General features: G+C 61.7%; 7 protein-coding genes. All 7 read right to left on the reverse strand.

Annotated elements, in window-relative coordinates:
- Positions 1-17: 17 nt before the first annotated feature.
- The 7 genes from JM946_RS17585 to JM946_RS17615 all read right to left on the reverse strand — a co-directional run bounded on the left by JM946_RS17585 (position 18) and on the right by JM946_RS17615 (position 25,831).
- On the reverse strand, positions 18-221 hold the full coding sequence (locus tag JM946_RS17585) for an MbtH family protein (RefSeq protein ID WP_203168660.1): 204 nt from the start codon (positions 219-221) through the stop codon (positions 18-20).
- Between the two features lie 15 nt (positions 222-236).
- Positions 237-19,391: a non-ribosomal peptide synthase/polyketide synthase gene (locus tag JM946_RS17590; protein ID WP_218042945.1), complete on the reverse strand. Its 19,155-nt coding sequence runs from the start codon at positions 19,389-19,391 to the stop codon at positions 237-239.
- Positions 19,388-20,224: a nicotianamine synthase family protein gene (locus JM946_RS17595; RefSeq protein WP_203168662.1), complete on the reverse strand. Its 837-nt coding sequence runs from the start codon at positions 20,222-20,224 to the stop codon at positions 19,388-19,390. The genes JM946_RS17590 and JM946_RS17595 overlap by 4 nt, the downstream gene beginning before the upstream one ends.
- The gene (locus JM946_RS17600) at positions 20,211-21,755 is read right to left on the reverse strand and encodes an FAD-dependent oxidoreductase (RefSeq protein WP_203168663.1); all 1,545 of its coding nucleotides are present in this window, start codon (positions 21,753-21,755) and stop codon (positions 20,211-20,213) included. The genes JM946_RS17595 and JM946_RS17600 overlap by 14 nt, the downstream gene beginning before the upstream one ends.
- Positions 21,752-22,675: a beta-ketoacyl-[acyl-carrier-protein] synthase family protein gene (locus JM946_RS17605; protein WP_203168664.1), complete on the reverse strand. Its 924-nt coding sequence runs from the start codon at positions 22,673-22,675 to the stop codon at positions 21,752-21,754. Before JM946_RS17605 ends, JM946_RS17600 begins: the two co-directional genes overlap by 4 nt.
- A complete protein-coding gene (locus JM946_RS17610; protein ID WP_203168665.1) occupies positions 22,675-24,000 on the reverse strand; it encodes an iron-containing redox enzyme family protein in 1,326 nt (441 codons plus the stop codon). The genes JM946_RS17605 and JM946_RS17610 overlap by 1 nt, the downstream gene beginning before the upstream one ends.
- 307 nt (positions 24,001-24,307) lie before the next feature.
- Positions 24,308-25,831 (reverse strand): aminotransferase class V-fold PLP-dependent enzyme, encoded by a 1,524-nt coding sequence (locus JM946_RS17615; RefSeq protein ID WP_203168666.1) that lies wholly within the window; start codon positions 25,829-25,831, stop codon positions 24,308-24,310.

Genomic DNA, 25,831 nt, shown 5'->3' on the forward strand with positions numbered 1-25,831 from the left:
GTCTCCCTTCATTCCGCCTAAGCAGCACCCAACGCCTTGCGTACGCTCAGTGGCCGGATGTCTTTCCAATGCTCGTCGATGTATGCGAGGCATTGCTCCTTGGTGCCGCTGCAGCCGGCATCGCGCCAGCCGGGAGGATTGTCCCGATCCGCCGGCCAGATGGAGTATTGCTCCTCGTCGTTGAGCACCGCTTTGTAGATCACTTCCGTTGTATCGGTCATCTTCTCACTCCTTGCTCATGCTTCAAGGCTGCTTTCCAGATCCTGTCGGTCGCTTTCGGTCGGGTCGTCCGCTGCTGCGATCATTCTCCCGAGCGCCCGCTCGAAAGCACTGAGGAGGTCGCGTGCCTTCGTTTCTGCGAGGAACTGTGATGAGCTGATCAGCTTCACGGACAATCTGCCGCGAGCGGTCATGGCGATCACTTCCACGAGGTTTCTGGATTGGAAGGCCTCGCGCGGATCCAGCTCGCTGCCCTTGCTCTCCGGCGCAATGGTGAATGCCGACTCCTGGTTGATGCTGTTGTCAAACCGTCCGCGGTAGTTGAACCCGATCGTGTCCCTGCGACGGGCGCGATCGCGCTGAGAGAGCATCGGATCGTTCGTAATCTCGGTCAGGATGTTGAATCCGAAGCCATGCTTGGGCACGGAGCGGCATCGATGCTTCACGCGGTCAACGTTGGCGTCGATTGCGTCTGCGGGTTCGACGTCGATGATCAGGGGATACGCGGTTGTGAACCAGCCAACGGTTTCCGTGACATCGATCGCCTGAAAAATCTCTTCCCGACCGTGCCCTTGCACCTCCACCCGGAAGCGCGATCGATCGCGCCATTCCGCATGGGCGATCGCCAGTGCGGATAACAACAGCTCGTCCGCACGCGCGCCATAGCGCTGTGCGCAGTCGGTGAGAAGCGATCGCGTATCGTTCTGATCGAGCTCGAATCCGCAGCTGTAGATCGAGCCCTCCGCGCTGCCTGCATGCGGCTGCACGTCAGCGAAGTCGTCGACATCGTCGGCCAACTGTTCGAGCCAGAACCCCTGCTCCGCAGCGAGCCCATCGCTATGTGCATACTCGTGGATTGCGTCTCCCCACTGCTGATAGGAGCACACCTTTGGCGGCATCATGATCGGCTGACCGCTGGTGACCTGCCGGGTCGCCCGCTCCAGGTCTGCAAGGACGATGCGCCACGACACCCAATCCATCACCAGGTGATGAATGATCAGCAGCAATCGGCCCGATCCGCCACCAAGATCGAAGTACGCTGCCTTCAGCAGAACGCCTCGCTCGATGTCGAGCGAGCGCTGCAATTCTTCACACATCGCTTCGATGCGCGTACGGCGTGCAGCTGTCTCTACCGAGCTGAGATCCACGTGATGCGCGGCTGCTTCGATCAGATCATCGGTGAGCGGCATGTGCTCTGCAGTCCACCGGGCGCCTGTTCGCTCAAACCTGATTCGCAACGCGTCGTGTCGTTGGTACAGGGCGCCGACCATTTCGCGCACGCCCGACGCCGTGAGAGCGGTCGTTTCCAGCAGTACCGACAGGTTGTAGTGATTGAGGTTAGTCAACCCACTCGCCAGGAACCGCTTCTGCACGGGCAGCAGCTTCAGCGGACCAGTGATTGACGACTTCCCTTGCGCCTGCAGCGTGGCCGTGTCGACACAGTACGACAGCGTTCTGATGGTCTGATGCTCGAACAGCTGCCGCACTCGCATGCTCACGCCAACCTTGCGCGCCGCTGCGACAATCTGCATCGCCAGAATGGAATCCCCGCCCAACGCAAAGAAATTCTCGTCAATGCCGACTCGTGGAACTCTGAGCAGGCGCTGCCAAACATCGCAAAGCAATCGCTGGATCTCGTTCTGCGGCGGCGTATAGTCCCCGCGCGCCGCTGCGGCGAGGTCCAGTGTCGGCAGACTGCGCCGATCGATCTTTCCGTGCACGTTGATCGGCAGCTTCGCGACAGTGACAAAGAAGGCCGGCACCATGTAGTCGGGAAGCATGTTGTTGAGCTCTTCACGCAGCGTTGCTGCGAATTCGTCCGACGCGAGCTGCGCATCGGAGCTCAGCTCGCTTTCGCGCGTCGGGACGATGTAGCCAACGATCGCCTGGCGATCGCCAAGTCGCCGAAGGACGACGGCAGCGGCGGCAACACCGGAACACCGATGCAGCCGGGACTCGATCTCGCTCAACTCGATGCGGAATCCGCGGATCTTGACCTGATCGTCGACGCGGCCGATGTATTCGAGCTCACCGTTCTGCAGATAGCGAACCAGGTCACCCGTTCGATACATCCGGCTTCCCGGCGCCCCAGCGAACGGATCGGGCACGAACCGCTCGGCAGTCAGCGGTGGTCGATTCAGATAGCCGCGGGATACACCGACGCCGCCGACATATAGCTCGCCGATACACAGCGGCGGTACCGGGTTCAACCGTTCATCGCACACGTACTGCTGCACGTTCGACAGCGGCCGTCCGATATTCGGCTTCGGCCCGCCGATTACAGTCCAGCAGCTGTCGACGCATGTCTCCGTGGGACCGTAGACGTTGAAGGCGCGGCGACCGCAATCTTTCTGCCACTCGAGCAGTCGCGTCCACAGCTCCGCAGAGATCGGCTCGCCGCCGATGACGAGATCAGGCAGCTGCTCGCCAAGCCCGACGCTGAGCCACGACTCGAGTATCGAAGGCGTGCAGTCGATCGCTGCCAATGGGAATCCTGCGAGCCGGCGAGCCAGGATCTGCGGATCGCGCCTGGCCTCATCCGGAAAGATCACTACCGGCCGCCCGCTGGCGAGCTGCGCGATGGCCTGCACCGACGCATCGAACGCGAACGATGCGATCCAGCCCCAGGCAGCTGTGACATCCTGGCCGATGAGTTCGCGCAGATTCGCGGCGAGATTGAAGACGGACTGGTGAGCAACGGCGACGCCGTTTGGGCGACCGGTGGTGCCGGACGTGTAGATCACGTAGGCGAGGCTGGCCGGCGAGAGTCTCGTCACCTCGTCCACGTCGCCCGAACCGTAGCCACGTATCCGATCCTGGAACTCGCCGTCATCCAGACACAGCACAGGCACGTCGCACTCCAGCGCGTCTCGATGTTGTTGCTGTGTGAGCACTAACGCGAGCCCGCTGTCCTTGCTGATATACGACAGGCGCTCGGCAGGATATGTCGGATCAAGCGGCACATAGGCGCAGCCCGCCTTCCACACACCCAATATGGCTACGATCATGTCCAGGCTGCGACCGATGCACAGACCGACGGCACTTTCCGCAGACAGCCGTTGTGCGAGGAGATATCGAGCCAGCCGATTGGCTCGAGCATTCAGCTCTTTGAAACTGAGCGATTCGCCCTCGAAGACCACTGCTGTGCGTTCCGGCGTCGCCGCGGCCGTCGCCTCAAACAGCCGATGCACACATATATATGTGTGGTTCGCCTCCGCGCCCTGCCACGCCGACATCCGCTCGGCATCTGCAGCCGTGACCAATGGCTTGGCGAACAGGGGCTGTTCCGGCGCCTCGACGATTCGCTCCAGCAGCAGCTCGAACGATGCCGCCAGTGTGGCCAGTGTCGAGGGCTCGAACAGGCGCGTCGCATAGATCCAGGTCAGCGCCAGGCCGTCGGTGCGCTCGTGGGCGTTCAGGCTGAGATCGAATTTGGCAACGACTTCGTTGGAATCCCGCTTCAGCCTGCGACCGAGCAGCTCACGGACCGGCGCCCTTGCCTCGTCATGGTTCAGCGCGAACAGGATCTGGAGCACCGGCGTGTGGCTCAGGCTGCGCTCCGGCTGCAGATCGTCCACCAGCAGATCGAACGGCACTTCCTGGTGTTCGAACGCTTCCAGGATCATTGCTCGATTGCGCGTCAGCAGCTGATCGAAACTCTCTCGTGGCGATACGTCACTTCGGAGCACCAGCGTGTTGACGAAGAAGCCGATCAGCGGCTCGAGGTCCTTGTGGGTGCGGCCCGCGATCGGGCTGCCCATCACGATGTCCTGTTCGCGGCTCCAGTAGCTCAGCAGCGCCGCGAAGGCACTTTGCAGCACCATGAACAGGCTGGCGTTGTGATGTGCCGCCAACGTTTGCAGCCGCTCCAACAGTGCCTTGCCCAGACGCTGCTCGAACATACCGCCCGTGAAGTCCATCTGCGCCGGGCGCACACGGTCCAGCGGCAAGCTGTGCACCGTTGGTATGCCCGCCAGCTGTGACTGCCAGTAAGCACGCTTGCGAGCGAACTCCGGCTCCGCCATCCGAGCGCGCTGCCAGTGCGCGTAGTCTGCGTATTGAACTGAGAGTGGCCGCAGGTTGGCGGATCGGCCTTCGCGATAAGCGTCGTATAGGGCTTCGAGCTCTCTCAGCAGGATTTGCATCGACCACGCATCCGAAGCGATGTGATGCTGAGTCAGAAGCAGCGCGTGATCTTGCTCACCGAGGCGAACCAAGCCGGCGCGGATCGGAAATTCATTCGCAAGATCGAAGACGAATCCGCTCTCTTCGCGCCTCAGCTGAGACAGGCGCTCAGCCTGAACATCCGGCGAGTACGAGGACAGGTCCACCTGCCACAGTGGCAGCGACCTCGGCGCGTGCACCACCTGTCTGGCTTCACCGTTCACCGTAGCGTAGGTGGTCCTCAGAATCTCGTGACGCTCGATCAACGCATCCAGGCTGGACTGCAACGCCTGCACGTTCACTGCACCGCTCAGTCGCATTCCCGCGGGAATGTTGTATTGCGCGCCGCCGCCTTCGAGCTGATCGATAAACCACAATCGTTGCTGGGCAGACGACAACGGCAATGCGGCTTCCCGTGGAACCTGCGGAATGGGTCCCGACTCTCCCGTCGACATTGCCGCGATGTGGCTGGCCAGATCGCGAATCGTGCTGTGCTCGAACAGTGCCTTGATCGGAACATCCCTTCCGAGCCGTTCGGCGATCCGGTTGACTATCCGTATCGCCAGCAACGAATGACCGCCCAACGCAAAGAAGTCCTGATCCACGCTGACGCGGTTGAGCTTCAGCTCGTTGCGCCAGATTTCCGCGATCGCCGCCTCGATTTCGTTCAACGGTTCGCAGACGACATCCGCCGTTGTGGGCGGCGCCGGCAATGCTCGCTTGTCGACCTTGCCGTTTGCGGTCATCGGCAATGCATCCAGCTCAACGAACACCGGGGGCACCATGTAGTCCGGCAGTCGCTGCTTCAATTGCGACTTGAGCTGAGCTATGTCGACAAGTTGCGAGGTCGCGACAACGTACGCCACCAGTTGTTTGTCGTTCGCGTTTCCGCGCACGATCACCGCCGCCGACTTGACTTCAGGCAGCTGGCTCAGCTGCGATGCTATCTCGCTCGGCTCGATGCGAAAGCCGCGAATCTTGACCTGCTCGTCCGTGCGCCCGAGGTACTCCAGTTCGCCGCCGTCCAGGTATCGAACGAGATCGCCGGTTCGATACATCCGCCGTCCCGGCGCAACGTCGAAAGTGTCCGGCACGAATCGCTCGGCCGTCAGCGAGGGCCGATTCAGATAGCCGCGCGATACGCCAGCGCCGCCGATATACAACTCGCCGATGCATCCGGGCGGCACCGCCTTCATCGCATGATTCAGCACATAACAGCGCACGTTGGGTAGCGGTTTGCCGATGGTGATCGGCATGCCAGGCCCGACTTCGGCGAGCGTGGCGCACACCGTCGCTTCGGTCGGCCCGTAGCCGTTCAGCAAGCGCCAGCGCTCGGCCCATTTCCACGCGGACGCCTTTTCGCAAGCTTCGCCGCCGACCATCAACATTTGCAGCGAGTACGGCCGGTCGGGCTGCATGTATGCGAGCAGCGCGGGGGGCAACACGGCGTGAGTGATCCGCTGCTCGATGAGGAACTCACTGAGCGCGTCGGGCGACGCCATCGTCCGCCGGGGGCAGATGTGCAACGAAGCCCCGTTCAGCAGCGCCATGGGCCATTCCCAGCTCGCGGCATCGAAGTTCAGCGTCGCGAACTGCAGTACCCTGCTCTCACGACCCACACCGAGCATGGGCAGTGAGCAATGAACCAGATTCACGACCGAGCAGTGAGGAACAGCGACGCCGTTCGGCCGACCCGTCGTCCCCGAGGTGTAGATGACGTAAGCGGGACTTTGGGGCGACAGCACTTCATCCACATCGTCCGGCGCATAGGTGCACAACTGTTTCTGGAAGACAGCGTCATCCAGACACACAGCGGGAACCTCACATTCCAGCACGCCACGATGGGGCAGCTGGGTCAGCACCAAGCCGAGCCCACTGTCTTTGCTGATATAGGACAGGCGATCCGCTGGGTAGCTCGGATCGAGCGGCACGTAGGCACAGCCGGCCTTCAACGTCCCCAGGACCGCTACGATCATGTCGAGGCTACGCGCGATGCATAGACCGACCCGACTTTCGGCGGGCAGATGCAACGATAGTAGATAGCGCGCCAGCTGGTTGGCTCGAGCGTTCAATGCTCCATAGTTCAGCGTGCTTCCTTCGAACACCACGGCGATGTGTTCCGGTGCTGCCGCCGCCTGCGCCTCGAACAGCTGGTGTAAACAAACGGATGGATAATCGGCTTTCGGCCCGTGCCAAGACGACAGGCGCTCGGCATCGGCCGCCGTGACCATCCGAACGTTGAACAGCGGCTCGGCGGCGCTCTCTGTGATCCGGTTCAGCAGCAGTTCGAACGAAGCTGCCAAGCGTGCCACGGTCGATCGCTCGAACAGGCTGGTCGCATAAATCCAATGCAGCGACAGCCCCTCCGCATGTTCGGTGGCGTTCAAGGTGAGATCGAACTTGGCGACGCCACTGCGATCCGCCCCGAGCGCACGGCTACGCAGCCCAGCCGGCGTCGATTCCCGCCGATCGCTGCTTTGCTCCTGCCGGTTCAGAGCGAACATGATCTGGAACACGGGTGAGTGGCTCAGGCTGCGCTCGGGCTGCAGTTCCTCCACCAGCAGATCGAACGGCACTTCCTGGTGTTCGAATGCGTCGAGGATCATGGTTCGATTGCGCGTCAACAACTGATCAAAGCTGTCTCGCGGCGAGACGTCGCTTCGAAGCACCAGCGTGTTGACGAAGAAGCCGATCAGCGGCTCGAGGTCCTTGTGGGTGCGGCCCGCGATCGGGCTGCCCATCACGATGTCCTGTTCGCGGCTCCAGTAGCTCAGCAGCGCGGCGAAAGCGCTCTGCAGCACCATGAACAGGCTGGCGTTGTGATGGGCCGCCACCTTCTGCAACCCCGCTAACAAATTAGTGCCCAGGCGCTGCTCGAACACGTCTCCCGTGAAATCCATCTGCGCCGGGCGCACTCGGTCCAGGGGCAAGCTGTGCACCGTCGGGATGCCTGCCAGTTGTGACTGCCAGTATGCGCGCTTGCGAGCGAACTCCGGCTCGGACATCCGGCTACGCTGCCAGTGCGCGTAGTCCGCGTATTGAATCGGCAGCTTCGGTAGATCACTCGGCACGCCGGCGCAGAACGACGCGTACAGCTCATTCAGCTCTCGCAGCAGGATCTGCATCGACCACGCATCCGAGGCGATGTGATGCTGAATCAGCAGTAGCACGTGGTCTTGTTCGCCGAGGCGAACCAAGCGGGCGCGAATCGGAAACTCGTTCGCGAGATCGAAGACGTAGCCACTCTCTTCGCGCCTCAGCTGGGAGAGGCGCTCGGCTTGCACCTCTTTCGAATACGACGACAGATCCACCTGCCGAAGTGACAGCGGCCTCGGCGCATTCACCACCTGCCTGGCCTCACCGTCGACCGCAACGTAAGTGGTCCTCAGGATCTCGTGGCGCTCGACCAACGCATCCAGGCTCGACTGCAACGCCGCCACATTCAACTCACCGCTCAATCGCAAACCGGCCGGAATGTTGTATCGAGGGCTGCCGCCATCCAGACGATCGATGAACCACAGCCGCTGCTGAGCCGACGAGAGCGGCAAGGGCGCTTCCCGTGACGCGGCCGGTATGCGGCTTGCGTCCGCTTCCAACGAAGCGACGTACTTCGCCAGATCGCGAATCGTGTTGTGCTCGAACAAAGCCTTGATCGGTGCGTCTCGTCCGAGTCGTTCCCTTATCCGATTGGCGATGCGGATGGCGAGCAGCGAATGCCCACCCAACGCAAAGAAGTCCTGATCCGTGCTGACACGGTCGAGCTTCAGCTCCTCGAGCCAGATATCCGCAATCGCGGCTTCGGTCTCGTTCGATGGATCGCAAACGACGTCTGCCGTCGCTGGCGGCGGAGGTAGTGCTCGCTTGTCGATCTTGCCGTGATTGGTCAGCGGCAGTTCATCCAGCTCGACGAATACGGCGGGCACCATGTAGTCCGGCAGCCACTGTTTCAGCTGCGCCTTGATCATGGCCGCATCGATAGGTGCGCAAGCCGGAACGACGTATGCAATCAATTGCCGGCCGGCGGCGGCGGCTCGCACCACCACCGTCGCGGCCTTGATCTCCCGCAGTTGAAGCAACCGCGTGGCTATCTCGGCGGGCTCGATGCGGTAGCCGTGAATCTTGACCTGCTCATCCGTGCGACCGAGGTACTCCAGATCCCCATTCGCCAGATAACGAACGAGATCGCCGGTGCGATAGAGCCTCGCGCCTGACACAGCGCCGAATGGATCCGGTACGAATCGCTCCGCGCTCAGCGAGGGTCGGTCCAGATAACCGCGCGAAACACCGACGCCGCCGATGTACAACTCGCCGACGCACAACGGCGGCACCAGATTCATGCGGTCGTCACATACATATTGCTGCACGTTCGCGAGCGGCCGACCGATGTTCGGCTTCGGCCCGCGAATGGGTGTCCAGCAGCTGTCGACGCAGGTTTCGGTCGGGCCGTAGACGTTGAATGCTCTGCGCCCTTGACGTTCCTGCCACTCCACGAGTCGCGCCCACAGATCCTGGGTAATCGGCTCGCCACCGATGACGAGATCCGGCAGCACCTCGCCCAGCCCGACGCCGAGCCAGAGATCGACGATGGAAGGCGTGCAGTCCATGACCGCCAACGGGAACGATTCGAGCGTGCGACGCAGAGCTTTCGGATGGCGCCGAGCTTCCTCGGAAAAGATAACAACCGGGCGTCCGCTCACGAGCTGCGCGATGGCCTGCACCGACGCATCGAATGCGAACGACGCGACCCAACCCCACGCGCCTTCGCATTCATTACCGATAAGCGTGCGCAGATTCTCAGCGAGGTTCACCACCGAGCGATGAGGCACGGCCACGCCGTTCGGCCGACCGGTCGTGCCCGAGGTGTAGATCACGTAAGCAAGGCTTCCCGCGCACAGTCCTGGCAGTTCGCCGACGTCATTTGTCTCATAACGACGCAGGTGCCCCTGGAATGCGGCATCATCCAGACACATCGTGGGCACGTCACATTCCAGTACGTCGCGATGGTCCAGCTGCGTCAGCACGAGGGCCAGTCCGCTGTCCTTGCTGACATACGACAGGCGTTCGGCCGGATACGTTGGATCGAGCGGCACATAGGCGCAGCCCGCCTTCAAGGTACCCAGAATCGCCACGATCATATCGAGGCTGCGGGCGATGCACAGACCAACACGACTTTCTGCAGGTAGCTGCTGCGACAATAGATAGCGCGCCAGCTGGTTGGCCCGGGCGTTGAGCGCTGCATAGCTCAGCGACTCGCCCTCGTACATCACCGCCATCCGCTCGGGGCTCATCGCCACCTGCGTCTCGAACAGCTGGTGCAGACATATATATGGGTGGTCCGTAAATGCGCCCTGCCATGACGACATGCGCTCGGCATCCGCGACCGTGACCAACGGTGCTCGGAACAACGGCTCGACAGGAGCCTCGACGATGCGTTCGAGCAGCAACTCGAGGGACGCTGCCAGCCTGGCCACGGTCGGCGCCTCGAACAGGCTCTTCGCATACGTCCAGTTCAGCGATAGCCCGTCCGCACGCTGATTGACAGTGAGGCTCAGGTCGAACTTGGCGATGACGTTGCCGGTATATGACTTGAGCGCACGGCTACGCAGGCCAGCCAGCGCCGATTCTTGCTGATCGGCGCTTTGCTCGCGTGGGTTCAGCGCGAACATGATCTGGAACACGGGTGTGTGGCTCAGGCTGCGCTCGGGCTGCAGTTCCTCCACCAGCACATCGAACGGCACTTCCTGGTGCTCGAACGCGTCCAGGATCATCGCTCGATTGCGCGTCAGCAGCTGACCGAAGCTCTCGCTCGGCGAGATCTCGCTTCGGAGCACCAGCGTGTTGACAAAGAAGCCGATCAGCGGCTCCACGTCTTTGTGGGTGCGGCCTGCGATCGGACTGCCCATCACGATGTCAGATTCGCGGCTCCAGTAGCTCAGCAGTGCGGCGAAGGCACTCTGGAGCACCATGAACAGGCTTGCGTTGTGATGTGCCGCCAGCGTTTGCAACCGCTCCAACAGTCCCTTGCCTAGGCGCTGCTCGAACACATCGCCCGTGAAATCCATCTGCGCCGGGCGCACTCGGTCGAGCGGCAAGCTATGCACCGTCGGTACGCCTGCCAGTTGTGACTTCCAGTAAGCACGCTTGCGAGCAAACTCCGGCTCGGACATCCGGGAACGCTGCCAGTGCGCGTAGTCCGCGTACTGAATCGAGAGCGGCGGCAGGTTGGCGGATCGGCTATTGCAACAGGCGTCGTACAACTCATCCAGCTCTCTGATCAGGATCTGCATCGACCACCCGTCCGAGGCCATGTGATGCTGAGTCAGCAGTAGCACGTGCACCTGCTCGCCGAGGTGAACCAAGCCTGCGCGAATCGGAAGCTCGGTCGCGAGGTCGAAGACGTATCCGCTCTCTTCGCGTCTCAGCTGAGACAGGCGCTCGGCCTGAGCCTCCGGCGAGCACGAGGACAGGTCCACATGCCACAGTGGCAGCGACCTCGGCGCATGCACCACCTGTCTGGCTTCGCCGTCCACCGCCGCGTAGGTGGTCCTCAGAATCTCGTGACGCTCGATCAATGCATCCAGGCTCGACTGCAACGCCTGCACGTTCACTGCGCCGCTCAGTCGCACGCTGGCGGGAATGTTGTATTGAGGGCTGCCGCCCTCCAGCCGATCGATGAACCACAACCGCTGCTGAGCCGACGAGAGCGGCAATGGTGCGTCCCGTGGCGCCGCCGGTATGGCGCCCGTCGCGTCGACATCCAGCAGGTCGATGTGCTTCGCCAGGGCACGAATCGTGTTGTGCTCGAACAGCGCTTTGATCGGCACGTCCCGCCCGAAGCGCTCGGCGAGCCGATTCGCGACGCGGATCGCCAGCAACGAGTGACCGCCGAGCGTGAAGAAATCCTGGTCGACACCAACGCGCTCGAGCTTCAGCTCCTTGCGCCAGATGTCAGCGATGCCGGCTTCCGTTGCGTTGCCTGGTTCGCTGCCCACGTCCGTTGCTGCTGGCGGCGCAGGCAATGCACGCTTATCGACCTTGCCGTGGATGGTCAACGGCAACGCGTCCAGCTCGACGAAGACGCTGGGGACCAGGTAATCCGGCAGTCGCTGCTTCAGCTGAGTTTTGAGTTGCGCAACATCGACGGGGCGACTGGTGGGTACGAAATAAGCGATCAACTGTCTGTCGATCGCTGTGCCGCGTACGATGACGGCCGCCGCCTTGATCTCAGAGAGCTGCCGCAACTGCGACGCGATCTCTTCGGGCTCGATGCGGAACCCCCGAATCTTGATCTGATCGTCCGCGCGTCCCAGATACTCGATCTCGCCGTTCTCGAGATGGCGAACCAGATCACCGGTGCGGTAGAGCCTCGCGCCCGCAGTATCGCCGAACGGATCGGGCACAAACCGCGCCGCTGTCAGCGAGGAGCGGTTCAGATAGCCACGGGAGACACCGACGCCCCCGATATACAACTCGCCGACGCAAAGCGGCGGCACCCGGTTCATGCGGTCGTCACATATATATTGCCGCACGTTCGCGAGCGGTCGGCCGAGGATCGGCTTCGAGCCGCTGATCCGGGTCCAGCAGCTGTCGACGCATGTTTCCGTGGGGCCGTAGACGTTGAATGCCCTGCGCCCGTGACGCTGCTGCCACGTGACCAGGCGCGCCCAAAGTTCGGCCGTGATCGGCTCGCCGCCGATGACGAGATCCGGAAGCAGTTCGCCCAGCCCGACGCCGAGCCACAGATCGAGCATGGACGGCGTGCAATCGATGGTCGCCAGCGGGAAGGTTGCGAGCGAGCGTCGCAACACCTGCGGATCGAGCCTGGCTTCATCGGGAAAGATAACCAGTGGCCGTCCGGCGATGAGTTGCGCGATGCCCTTGAGCGAGCCATCGAACGCGAAGGAAACGGTCCAGCCCCATCCACCCTCGCGCTCATCGCCGATCAGTGCGCGCAGGTTCTGCGTGAGGTTCACGACGGAGTGATGAGCAACGGCGACGCCATTGGGCCGACCAGTGGTCCCTGAAGTGTAGATCACATAGGCGAGACTTTGCGGGGTGAGTCCCGGCACGACATCGACATCGTTCGTCTCATAACCATGCACGTGATCCTGGAACTCGGCGTCATCCAAGCAGACCGTAGGCAAGTCACGATCCAACACGCCTCGATGACGTAGCTGCGTCAGCACCAACGCAACGCCGCTGTTTTTGCTGATGTAAGACAAGCGTTCCGCAGGATACGTCGGATCGACGGGCACAAAAGCACAGCCTGCCTTCATCGTGCCCAGGATCGCGACGATCATATCCAGGCTGCGACCGAGACAAATGCCGACGCGGCTTTCAGCAGGCAGACCCTGCGCCCGCAAGTAGCGCGCGAGCTGGTTGGATCGAGCATTGAGCGCGGCGAAATCTAGCGACTCTCCCTCGAACACCACCGCCGTGCGCTCCGGCGTCGTCGCTGCCTGCTGCTCGAACAGCTGGTGCAAACAAACGGCTGGATAGTGCGTCCTCGCGCCCTGCCATGACGACATGCGCTCGACATCCGAGGCCGTTAGCAACGGCGCGGCGAATAGTGGCTCGGCAGGAGCCGAGACGATCCGTTCAAGCAGCAGCTCGAACGACGTCGCCAGTCTCGCTAACGTCGAGGGCTCGAACAAGCTCCGTGCATAGATCCAATTCAGAGAAAGCTCATCTTCACGCTCGATGACATTCAACGTGAGATCGAACTTCGCGACGCCGTGGCTGGTATCCCACTTGAGCGTACGACCCCGCAAGCTGGACGGCGCCGCTTCTTGAAGGTCGCTGCTTTGCTCGCGCCGGTTCAGCATGAACATGACCTGGAACACCGGTGTGTGACTCAGGCTGCGCTCAGGATTCAGCTCCTCCACCAACATGTCGAACGGCACTTCCTGATGCTCGAATGCATCCAGGATCATCGTTCGATTGCGCGCCAGTAGCTGGTCGAAGCTCTCGCACGTCGTGACCTCGCTTCGAAGCACCAGCGTGTTGACGAAGAAGCCGATCAGCGGCTCGAGGTCCTTGTGGGTGCGGCCCGCGATCGGGCTGCCCATCACGATGTCCTGTTCGCGGCTCCAGTAGCTCAGCAGCGCGGCGAAGGCACACTGCAGCACCATGAACAGGCTGGCGTTGTGATGTGCCGCCAACGTTTGCAGCCGCTGCAACAGTTCCTTGCCCAGGCGCTGCTCGAATACGTCGCCTTTGAAGTCCATCTGCGCCGGGCGCACTCGGTCCAGCGGCAAGCTATGCACCGTCGGTATGCCCGCCAGTTGTGACTGCCAGTAAGCACGCTTGCGAGCGAACTCCGGCTCCTCCATCCGAGCGCGCTGCCAGTGCGCGTAGTCCGCGTATTGAATCGGCAGCTTCGGTAGATCACTCGGCACGCCGGCGCAGAACGACGCGTACAGCTCATTCAGCTCTCGCAGCAGGATCTGCATCGACCACGCATCCGAGGCGATGTGATGCTGAGTCAGCAGTAGCACGTGGTCTTGCTCGCTCAAGCGAACCAGGCCGGCGCGAATCGGAAACTCATTCGTGAGATCGAAGACGTAGCCACTCTCTTCGCGCCTCAGCTGGGAGAGGCGCTCGGCTTGCACCTCTTTCGGATACGACGACAGATCCACTTGCCACAGCGGCAGCGACTTCGGCGCATGCACCACCTGTCTGGCCTCGCCCTCCACGACAACGTAGGTGGTCCTGAGGATTTCGTGACGCTCGATGATCGCGTCCAGGCTGGCCTGCAACGCCTCCACGTTCAGCGCGCCACTCAGCCGCAGTCCCGCAGGAATGTTGTATTGCGCGCCGCCGCCCTCCAGCCGGTCGATGAACCATAGCCTCTGCTGCGCGAAGGACAAGGGCAATGTTTGCTGCCGAGAAACTCTCGGTATGCTGCCGACCGCATCGCCTTCCAGCCGGTCCATGTACCTGGCGAGATCCCGAATGGTGTTGTGCTCGAACAAGGCCTTGATCGGCGCCTCTCGTCCGAATCGCTCGGTGATCCGGTTGGCGATGCGAATCGCGAGCAGCGAGTGGCCACCCACCGAAAAGAAGTCTGCATCGACGCTGATGCGATCGAGCTTGAGCTCCCTGCGCCATATCTCGGCGATCGCCCTTTCGGTCTGGTTCAAGGGTTCGCAAACGACCGCTGCTGTCGTTGGAGGCTCGGGCAAGGCTCGCTTGTCAATCTTGCCGTTGCCTGTCAACGGCAGTGCCTGCAACTCTACGAATGCAGCGGGAACCAGGTAGTCCGGCAGTTGTTGCTTGAGCTTCAACCTGAGTGCAGCGATGTCGACAGGCTCGCCGGCGCGAACGAAGTAAGCGATCAGTCGCTTGTCGTTCGCCTGGCCGCGCGCGACCACTGTGGCCGCCTTGATCTCGGGGAGCTTCAGCAACTGCGATGCTATTTCACCGGGCTCGATACGGAAGCCGCGGATCTTGACCTGGTCGTCGGTTCGTCCGAGATACTCCAGATCGCCATTGTCCAGGTAGCGAACCAGGTCGCCGGTGCGATAAAGCCTCGCGCCAGCGACTGCACTGAATGGATCCGGCACGAAACGCGCAGCGGTCAGCGAGGAGCGGTTCAGATAACCTCGAGAGACACATACACCGCCGATGTACAGCTCGCCGACACAAAGTGGCGGCACGGGATTCATCTGATCGTCACATACATACTGCTGCACGTTCGCGAGCGGCCGGCCGATGTTCGGTTTCGGACCGCGGACTCGAGTCCAGCAACTGTCGACGCACGTCTCGGTGGGCCCATATACATTGAATGCCCGGCGACCGTAACGATCCTGCCACTCGAGCAGTCGCATCCATAGATCCACGCTGACAGGCTCGCCACCGACGACGATGTCAGGCAAAAGCTCACCCAAGCCGACGCTCAGCCACAGATCGAGCATGGAAGGCGTGCAGTCGATCACCCCGAGCGGCAGCGCGGCGAGCGAACGACTCAACACTCGCGGATCATGGCGCGCGTCCTCGGAGAAGATCACGACCGAACGACCGTGCATGAGCTCGGCGATGGCCTGGAGCGACCCGTCGAACGCGAACGACGCAATCCATCCCCATGCGCCGCGGCACTCATCCCCGATGAGTGCGTGCATGTTCTTGGCCAGATTCACCACCGAGGAATGAGGAACCGCGACACCGTTTGGCCGACCGGTCGTTCCCGACGTATAGATCACATACGCGAGACTTTGCGGGGACAAGCCCGGCACGTCATCGACATCGTCCGTTCCATAGCCACGCACGTGATCCTGAAAGGCGGCGTCGTCCACGCAGACGGTGGGCACGTCACATTCCAGCGCGTCTCGATGGGGCAACTGCGACAGCACCAACGCAACGCCACTGTCCTTGCTGATGTACGACAGACGATCCGCAGGGTAGGTCGGATCGAGCGGCACATAGGCACAGCCCGCCTTCAAGGACGCGATGATCGCGACGATCATGTCCAGGCTGCGGCCGATGCAAACGCCGATGCAGCTTTCCGCAGGCAACTTCTGCGCCAACAGATAGCGTGCCAGTTGGTTGGATCGAGCATTGAGCTCGGCGTAGCTCAGCGACTCTTTCTCGAACACCACCGCCGTGCGCTCTGGCGTCGTCTCCACCTGCTGCTCGAACAGCCGGTGCAAACAGATCAAGGGATAGTCGGCGTTCGGGCCTTGCCACGACGATATCCGCTCGACATTCGCCAGCGTCAACAGCGGTGTACCGAACATGGGCCGCTCAGGGAATGCCGTGACCCGCTCAAGCAGCAGCTCGAACGCCGCGCCCAGCTGGCTCAACGTCGCGCCGTCAAACAGGCTCTTTGCATAAATCCAATTCAGCGACAGGCCATCCGAGCGCTCGTTGGCGTTCAACGTGAGATCGAACTTCGCGACGATGCGACTCGATCCCCACTCCAACTCGCGGCTTCGGAGGCCGTTCGCCTGCGGAGCATTCGCCTGCGTCGCGCCCCGATCATGGTTCAGCGTGAACATGATCTGGAACACCGGCGTGTGACTCAGACTGCGCTCGGGCTGCAGCTCCTCCACCAACATGTCGAACGGCACTTCCTGATGCTCGAACGCGTCGAGGATCATCGCTCGATTGCGCGTCAACAGCTGACCGAAACTCTCGCTCGGCAAGATCTCGCTTCGGAGCACCAGGGTGTTGACGAAGAAGCCGATCAGCGGCTCGAGGTCCTTGTGGGTGCGGCCTGCGATCGGGCTGCCCATCACGATGTCGCGTTCGCGGCTCCAGTAGCTCAGCAGCGCGGCGAAAGCGCTCTGCAGCACCATGAACAGGCTGGCGTTGTGATGGGCCGCCAACGTTTGCAGCCGCTGCAACAGCTCCTTGCCCAGGCGCTGCTCGAACACGTCTCCCGTGAAATCCATCTGCGCCGGGCGCACTCGGTCGAGGGGCAAGCTGTGCACCGTCGGGATGCCTGCCAGTTGTGACTGCCAGTATGCGCGCTTGCGAGCGAACTCCGGCTCGGACATCCGGCTACGCTGCCAGTGCGCGTAGTCCGCGTATTGAATCGGCAGCTTCGGTAGATCACTCGGCACGCCGGCGCAGAACGACGCGTACAGCGCTTCGAGCTCCCTCATCAGGATCTGCATCGACCACGCATCCGAGGCGATGTGATGCTGACTCAGCAGTAGCACGTGGTCTTGTTTGCCGAGGCGAACCAAGCCGGCGCGAATCGGAAACTCGTTCGCGAGATCGAAGACGTAGCCACTCTCTTCGCGCCTAAGCTGGGAGAGGCGCTCGGCTTGCACCTCTTTCGGATACGACGACAGATCCACCTGCCAAAGTGACAGCGGCCTCGGCGCATGCACCACCTGTCTGGCCTCACCGTCGACCGCCGCGTAAGTGGTCCTCAGGATTTCGTGGCGCTCGATGATCGCATCCAAGCTCGCCTGCCACGCGTCCACGTTCAACGCGCCACTTAGTCGCAATCCGGCGGGAATGTTGTATTGCGCGCCGCCGCCCTCCAATCGATCGATGAACCACAGCCGTTGCTGCGCGAACGACAATGGCAATGATTGCTCCCGCAAAACCACGGGTATGCCCTCGCCCGTGCTCTCCACGTCGAGCGAGTCGATGTGCCTGGCCAGGTCCCGAATGGTGTTGAAGTTGAAGATCTCGGTCATGCCGAGCTCGATCTGGAACGTTTCGTTCGCAGCGTTGAGCATCAGGATGGCGCGCAGCGAATTGCCGCCCATATCGAAGAAATTCGTCGCGACGCCGACCGACTCGATATCCAGCACCTCCTGCCAGATACTCGCCAATGCAGCTTCGGTCTCCGTCTCCGCCGCAACGTAAGATGCGTCAAGCGCTCGCGATGCTTTCTCGGTCTGCGATGTCGAGTGATTGCCGTGCAATCCTGTCTCACCTATCTCATCGGCGAGCAGGTCCGAAACCCGCGAAGTGGCATCGCGCGTCACCGCTTTGAGTATCCGAGCGAGCGTTGCAGACATCTGCTCGACCAGCGCCCGGTCGAACAGGTCCTGACGGTAGTCCCACCGCAGCCTCAGCCCTTTGTCGTCCTGGTGGATGACGATCTCGAGTTCGTTCTTCGGGGTGAATCCGCCCTTCGACATGGGCCGCATGACCGCCCCGTCGCTCGCCTCGTGATCGGCGCCGCGTTGCTTGTCCGGCCAGCTGATCATCAATTGAAACAGCGGACTGTGCGTCTGGCTCCGCGGCGGGTTGAGCTCGCTCACCAGCATGCTGAAAGGCACGTGCTGGTTGTCATACGCCTCGAGAATCGTTGCCGCGTTCCGGCGCATGAACTCGACGAACGTCTGGTTCGGGTCGACGTCGCTACGTAGCACGAGCACGTTGACCATCAGGCCGACCATGGCCTCGAGCTCCTTATGCGTGCAGCCGGTGATCGTCGTGCCGACCACCACATCTCGCCGCGCGCTGTAGGCGGCGACGACCAAGGCGAACACCGCGTGCAACAGCATGAAGGGCGTGCACTCGACGCTCCGGCACAGTTGCCTCGCGCCTTGCGCAACGTCGGCGTCAACGTGCTGCCAGAACGAGGCGCCGGAGCCCTGAACCTTGGCCTGCCTCGGTCCCTTCAGCGGCAAGGCATGCACCTCGGGAAGATCGGCCAGCTGCTTCCTCCAGTAACCCAGCTGCTTCTCGATGAACTCCTTCTGCATCAACTCGCGATGCCAGCAAGCGTAATCTCCATACTGGAGTTGCAGCGGTTGCAGGCGAGGTTCCACACCCTGTTGGTACGCGTCATAGGCCGCGAACATTTCCTTGCGAACGAGTTCCATCGAGCGAGCGTCCGCGGCGATGTGGTGCACGTTCACCAGGACTCCGCACGCGCGGTCGCTCAGTGGAATGATCGATACCCGGAATGGCAACTGGGTCTCGAGATCGAAAGGCGCCGACGCATCGGCATGCGCCAAGCGTTGCAACTCCGTCTGCTGCTGCGGTTCCGGCAGACCTCTCAGGTCGAACTCCACCACCGGCAGCGAGTAGTGCTCGTGAACGATCTGCTCCGGCACTCCGTCCGCACCATAATCGAAGGTCGTCCTGAGAATCTCATGCCGGCGCAGTACATAAGCGATGGCGCGTTTGAAGTTGCTGGTGTCGAACGCGCCTTCCACCACGTACGCACGTGGCATGTTGTATGTCGTGTCTGCCTCGGCGTAACGAGACAGAATCCACAACTGCTGTTGTGCATGGGTCAGAGGAATGCGCGCCCCAGGTCGTCTTCTCGGGATCGGCGCCGCGACGTGCTCTGGATCGACCGTTCTGTCGAGCAGCGATTGCAGATAGCCCACGATCTCTTCGCGGTAGTTTCGTACCGCGTCCAGCAGGCTCTTCGGCACCGTTCCCGGTTTCGCCTTCAGCGTGAGCTTGCCGTTCTCCAGCGTGAGGCTGGCGTCCTTCTCCTGCAGTTGCCGGAGCAGTTGCTGGACGGTGAGCTCACGATCCTGCAATGGATCGCGGGCGGCCATCGCCGCCGTCTTCACGCTACCAATCATCGGAGCAGCAACGACGAAATCGTGTCCTCGTCGCCTCCACTCGCCACGCGCGAGTCCACGATGGAGAATCCAGCGAGATCCTCCCGGCCGGCCAGCGGCTCGTACAGAAACCGGCGCAGTCCATAGGAAGTCCGGCAGATGATCTGCGCGTCGGGCTTCCTGGTCCTGGCGATGTTTTCGAGAATCACCCGCTTGGGCTTCGCCAACAGCGCAATGATGATGAGGTCGTACTGCGCGACCGAATACGCAGGTTCGGCCCGATGGATCGGCCGCAGCCTGTCATGCAGGGCGAGCGCATCGATCATGCTTTGCGAGCGCGCGATCGCGTCGACGTTGATGTCGACGCAGTCGATGGCGCTGTCGAGATAGCCCGCCATCAGGATCGCGCTGATCGGCAGAGGCCCGGAGCCAATGAACAGCGCCTTGGGCGCGGCGCTGATGCGAACCATGGAGAACTCGCGGGCCAGCAGCCTGCGAAACCGCTCATACAACAGGTACTCCCGGTAGCTGGCCACGGCGCCACTCTCCAGCGCCATGACGAAGCGTGTCTCGAGTTCTGTCTCCCAGGCGAGGTAGGCGCGATTGAAAAGCCACAGCAGGTTGCCAATCGGCTCTTCGGGAATGGTGTCGCGGCCACTGCCGCAGGCTGCAAAAATCCTGGCTTCCAGCTGCAGAATGAGATCGTTCAGCTGCGCAAAGTGATTGCCGGCATCGCTGATCATCTCGGGCTGTTCGAGCAGCCGCGCCGCCGTGTACCGGGCAAACGCCACGAACTGCGGACATGCGGCTTCGGTTGGTTCGATCCTTGCGCTTGCGATGCTAGCAGCCGTCATCGTGACACCCTTCCCTGAGTATTGCCTTATCCGTCGTCCAATCGACGGCCCGCAGTGTGCGAACCTGGCTCTTCAACAAGTCGCCCAGGCGAGCCGCCAGCGCCATGACCGTCAACGTCGGGTTTGCCAGGCCCGCCGTGGGAAACACCGAGGTCCCGCATACGTACAGATTGTCGATTCCATGGACTTTGCAGTCGCGATCGACCACGCCTTGCGACGGATCGTCGTGCATGCGCGTGGCCCCGATGTGGTGCCGGCTGAGTTCCGCCGTCGCAGCCGGATCGAAATGCAGATCGGAGTCGCTGAGCCTGCCGAGCTTCGAGTGCTCGAGGAATCCTGCAAACAGACGCACGCCGCGGTTCAAGTTCTCGATGTCCTTGCGATCGAAGCGCCATTCCAGGTGCAGGCGGCGCAAACCCAACGCATCCTCGTCGTCCGTGAGCGTCAGTCGGCTCTGCGGATTCGGCGCCTGCTCCGTCATGAAAAACAACGGGTAATGATCGTCCGCCGCCTCCGGCTCAGGGCGCTCGAGCGTGACCGAGAAGCCCATCATTCTTTCTCGCCACTGCGCCTTGGAGGCGAGCGTGAATATGCCCTGCAGACGTGTTGGATCTTTGTCTGAATACAGCGCCAATGACTGCCCGCAACCTGGCATCACCGCGAAACACGGTTCGCTTCCACCACGAGCTACGTTCTTGAAAACCGTGTGGCCGCTGTAGAAACGGCCGACGACGTCGCAATCGTTCCCCAGCCCGTTTGGCTGCTGTCTATTGGAATTGAGCAGGAGTCGCGGATTCTCGAGCCCTCCAGCCGCAAGAACGAAGCACCGCGCTTCCACAGTGCACTGCTTTCCCGAATTCGTCTTGACGTGCAGGCGCGAGACGGACTGCACGTTCGCCGAGCACTGGATATCTGTGACCGTCGCGTTCAAATAGATGGAAACGTTGTGCTGCCTCGCCACGCGACGCTTGAACTCGGCGAAGGAATCTCCTGGCGCGCTTCCCGTCAGGCCGCTGAAGCAGCGCAGCGCCGTCGTGAAGTTGTCGCCATCCTCGCATCGGGTGAGCACCGGGCGCTCCTGCAGCTCGCGCGAGATGGATGTAACGTCCAGCGTCGTCGGGATATTGAGCGCGTAACAAGCACGATCGTAGTAGCGCTCCAACTCGTCGAGCCCGATGGGCCAGCCGCTGTAATCAACCCACGGACGTTGCCGGAAATCATGTCGCTCGAGCTTCGCGCACTTGCCGCCCCAGACATTCCCCGTGCCGCCGAAATATCGCTCCCGCGATTCGTGCAGGTAATCGTCGAACCGCCGCGACGATCCATCGGGGTTCACGATGCGACCGGTCCCGCGACTCAATGCCTGGCTATGCTCGGAGAATCCGACACCGCCGCTCTCCAGCACCACGACCGACGCCTGCGACAGTTTCAGCTCGCTCGCCAGATACAGACCTGCCATGCCGGCGCCGACGATCGCGACGTCGCATCGGATCGGCGCATCACTGTCGCGGCTGTGCAGATCGATCATCATGACGCGACGACGCCGCGACCCGTGGCTCTCAGAGGCAGCATCGCCATGAATCCCGGTGCGTAGGACTGCAACATGAAATGCTCGCCGCTGGCCGCCGGATTGGAGTGCAGATAGTCGAGCATGTTGATGATGGGATCGGAACACGCACAGTGGCCATAGGACGCGGCCGTTCGCGTGTACACCTGCTTGAGCGACAAGGCGGCCGCATACACCTTCGAGATCGGTTCGAAGAAATTGGTCGAGAATACCTTGCTCAACTGTTGCGGCTGCAGGCCGGCGCGCTGCAAGGATTTCTTGAGCACGCTTTGGCCCAGCCGAGTGCGCACGTTGAAGTCATCGGTGCCTGTGGCGCCCTGCCAGTCGTAGCCGCTCGCATAGCCCAGTATCTGGAGCCCGCTTCGACCCTTCGAAACAATGCAGCTGGATGCCGCGTCGCTGAGCACTCCGTATGGCGCGACTCGGTCATCATCCGAGGGCGTCACGTCGAAGCACACGACAAGCGCGCTGCGCATGTCCTCATCCTGCAGGGATCGAGTTGCGACATCGATGGCCGTCAGCAGCGACAAGCATTCTTGCAGCGAAACCGCCAGCGGCATGGCTCGCTGGAGGCCATGCTTCTGCAGCAGCCGCTGCACGAACGATCGATCCAGGGACTCAGCCGTGTGGCGTGCGGACGCAAACACGAACGCGTCGATCTCGCTCGCATCGAGCGCCGCGTCCGCCAGAGTTCGCGACATCGTCGCCGAGATCATTTCTTCCAGCGGCTGCCGAGCTTCGTAGAAGTAACGGCAGCCCAGCATCTTGGTATTGGCCGGCAGGCCGGCGCGCTTGAACTGCCCTTCCACGCCGTCTATGGACAGGACTTCGCGCTGGGTGTTGCCCAGCTCGAAGCTCAACGAATGCAGTGCGACCGCGCTCATCAAGCGGCACTCACTGTGTTGTGACGATCTGCACTCGCATGCCAGTGCGCCGAAATGCCCTCGTACATTCCATAGAACAGGTCGCAAGTGGTCCGTACCGCCTCCAGCGCTTCCTGTTGCATGCGAGCGTTCTGGCACACAGCCGCAACCAGGCTGATGCCTTCCTTGACGTGCCCGACATCCTCTTTCTGGTGAACGGAGAAAAAGCTCAGATCGTCCGCCGTCAAACCGTAGACTCGGGGGAGCAGGTCGTGTCGCGCATCGCCCGCCGCCGTCTCCAGGTTCTGGCCTTCGCTGCCGATCATCACGGCGGCGGCGCCCATGTGGAATGTGTAGCGATTCCTCACCAGGTCCATTCGATAGTCGATCAGTCGCTTGGTGGACGGCAACGGCTGCGCCGCGTCCCTGGTCGGCTCGTCGATGCCGATAGCGCGAATGAAGTTCTGCATCAACGTCACGTGATTGTCGGTCGAGGAGAAACGACCGGTCTCCTCCTCGAACATGTTGTAGAGCAGGCGTCGCTTGTGCACGCCGCGCGGACAGTGGTGATAAAGGATCTCGATGTAGCTGAGGAAGTGCTTGGTGAGCTGGTAGCCCTGCAGCGTCATGAAGCGCAGCAACTCCCAGTTCGGCTCGCCGCTCAGCACCTCCTTGATGATGGGATGGGTCATCGTCACGCGCGCCATCAGCTCCTCGCGCAGCGCAACCTTGAACACCTCCTCCGGCATCATGGTTGCCTTCCTGGATGAAAGGCGCCGGGACGACGCTTCGCTCGCCCCCCTCGTGAGTGCCTCGAGGCGCTCGATCAGCTCGTCGGTGTATTGATACATGTACGCACCCGAGAAAGACTCCCCGTCGACGCGTGCGTAATCGTGCAGGATTCCATATTCCTTGAAGCCCAGCCGGCTCCAGATGCTGTGCGGCTCGGTTCCCGCTCGTACGTCGAGCGTGAGCATGTCATAGCCTTCGAGCTTGGCTCTCTCGGCGACATGTAACAGCGCGCCCGGCAGAATACCGCTGGCCCGCAGCTCCGAGTGAATCGCACCTTTGGAAATCTCGGCGATGTGTTTGCAGTTCGGCAGTTTGTTCGGTGTGAGTATCGCGGTGCCGACCAGTCGCTCGCCGCTGTAGATGCCGAACAGCAGAATGCGCTTCTCGCCGAGCGCGTCATTCAAACGATGCACGATCGAAACACGCTCGCTCGGCTCGATCGGTTCCGGATAGCCCAGATAGGTACCGGAAGTGAGCGCGTCGTCATAGAGCTCTAGCAGGGCGCGCCCACTGTGCTCATCCAGCGTGGTGATCCAACGGTAATCTACCGGCATGTCCCTATCCCGCCTGCCGGCGTTTGCTCGCCGGCAGAAGACCACGAATTCACGCGGAGTTTTTTGACCAGGCCGCGCAGATTCTTTGGTTGTTCGAATTCCCTACCGAACTGATGGAACGGTTTAACGAGAGTTCCCGCTCGTGCGGTGGCCAACATACTGATGGCCACTTGGCCTGTCAACACGTGACATTTGTATATTTCCGAAGCGATGCATACGTAACGTTACTGACAAAAACATCGCGCGAAAATATATTTTCACTAGCACGTGCTCGGCGCACTCGGATGGCTGTATGTTCTCGCCTCGTTCACCCGGCGCTTCGATAGATCTCGGTCTGCGTCCTTCCTTCGACGACGCTCGCCGCCAGATTTTCCTGATCTTCCAGCACCGCACGCAGATCGTCGTGCGTGATCAACGGATTCGAGAGCACGACGCGGAATACCGCGATCTTCCGCCCTCCGTCCGAGATCCGGGTTCTGGAAACGAAGCTGCGCCCTCTCAGGAACTGCTCCTGCTGGATCGCCTCGACGGCCTCGTCGATCTTCCGACTCTCACTTTCGGAATACATGGGACCATACCCACGCAAGGCCACAGGGATGTAACGATAGTTGACGATATTGGTCTGCGGCTCGCCGATCAGCTCGAAACCGCTGCTGCTCGCGAGCAGGCGCTTGAAATGCGCCACCTTCTCCATGCTGTTGTCGACCAGCCATGCCAACCCTTGTTTCGACAATACGTGCAGGATGGCATGCACCAAAAGTGACGCCGCGGGCCGCGAGCCCTCCAACGTATACTGCCCCATGTCGAAGCTGCCACGACGTGCTTGATAGTCGGCGTGCACGGAAGCGCAGTGAGCGACGTTGGTATCCCGGAACAGACAAATGCTGCCGCCCTGCGCCGAGAACATCTGCTTGTGCGCGCAAAACGTGATCGAGTCCGCCAGCGATATTCCGTCCAGCAAGTAGCGGTGGCGATCGGAGAAGATGAAAGCGCCGCCCCACGCGGCGTCGACATGGAAAGGAATGGCGCGTTTCGCCGCGATTCGCGCCATGTCGGCCAGCGGATCGATGGTGCCGGTCTCGGTCGCTCCCGCGACCGCAACTATGGCGATGACGAGTTTTCGGTGCTCTTCGCACCACCTCAGCTTCTGCTCGAGGTCGCCGAGCGAGACTCTTCGGCCGGCGTCCTGTTCGAGCAGCACCAAGTTTTGCTCGCCGAGTCCCATCACGGCGACCGCTTTCCGGATCGAGTAGTGCGCCAGTGGCGATGCGACGATGGCCGCGCCGGAATATCCAAGACGCCTGATCGCTTCGAACGCCCCGATACTGGCCAGGTCCTGTTTGCCGATGCCGGCGTCGATGAGCCGGCGATTCCTCGCACACCACAACGCCGCGATGTTCGCGGTGCTGCCGCCACTGGCAAACACGCCGAACACATGCTCCGGGTCCTGCACGATGTCACGATATGCGGACAGCGGCCGATCGAAGAACAGCCGATGCAGTTTGGCCAGAACCTGCCGCTCCAGCAGCGTGAGCGCCTTTGACGTCTCGATCTTGACCACGTTCTGATTGAGCTGCGCCATCCACCGGCTCATTTCCGGCACGAACTCGGGCAATGCCGATGTCATGTGACCGATGAAGCGCGGCGACGCCACATTGACCAGGTAGGGCAACAGGTCGTCGCGCAGCGCCTCGCGATATGCTTCGAACGAAGCGGGCACGGCAGGAATCTCGACGTCGACAAAGCGCTCCTTCAACTGCTCCAGCGGCACATCGGGCGCCGTGATCCACTCGCCCGCCGATGGTGCAAAGTCATAGCTCGATGCGGCCAT

It is taken from the genome of Steroidobacter gossypii, assembly GCF_016801985.1.
In the GTDB taxonomy this organism is placed as follows: Bacteria; Pseudomonadota; Gammaproteobacteria; order Steroidobacterales; family Steroidobacteraceae; genus Steroidobacter; species Steroidobacter gossypii.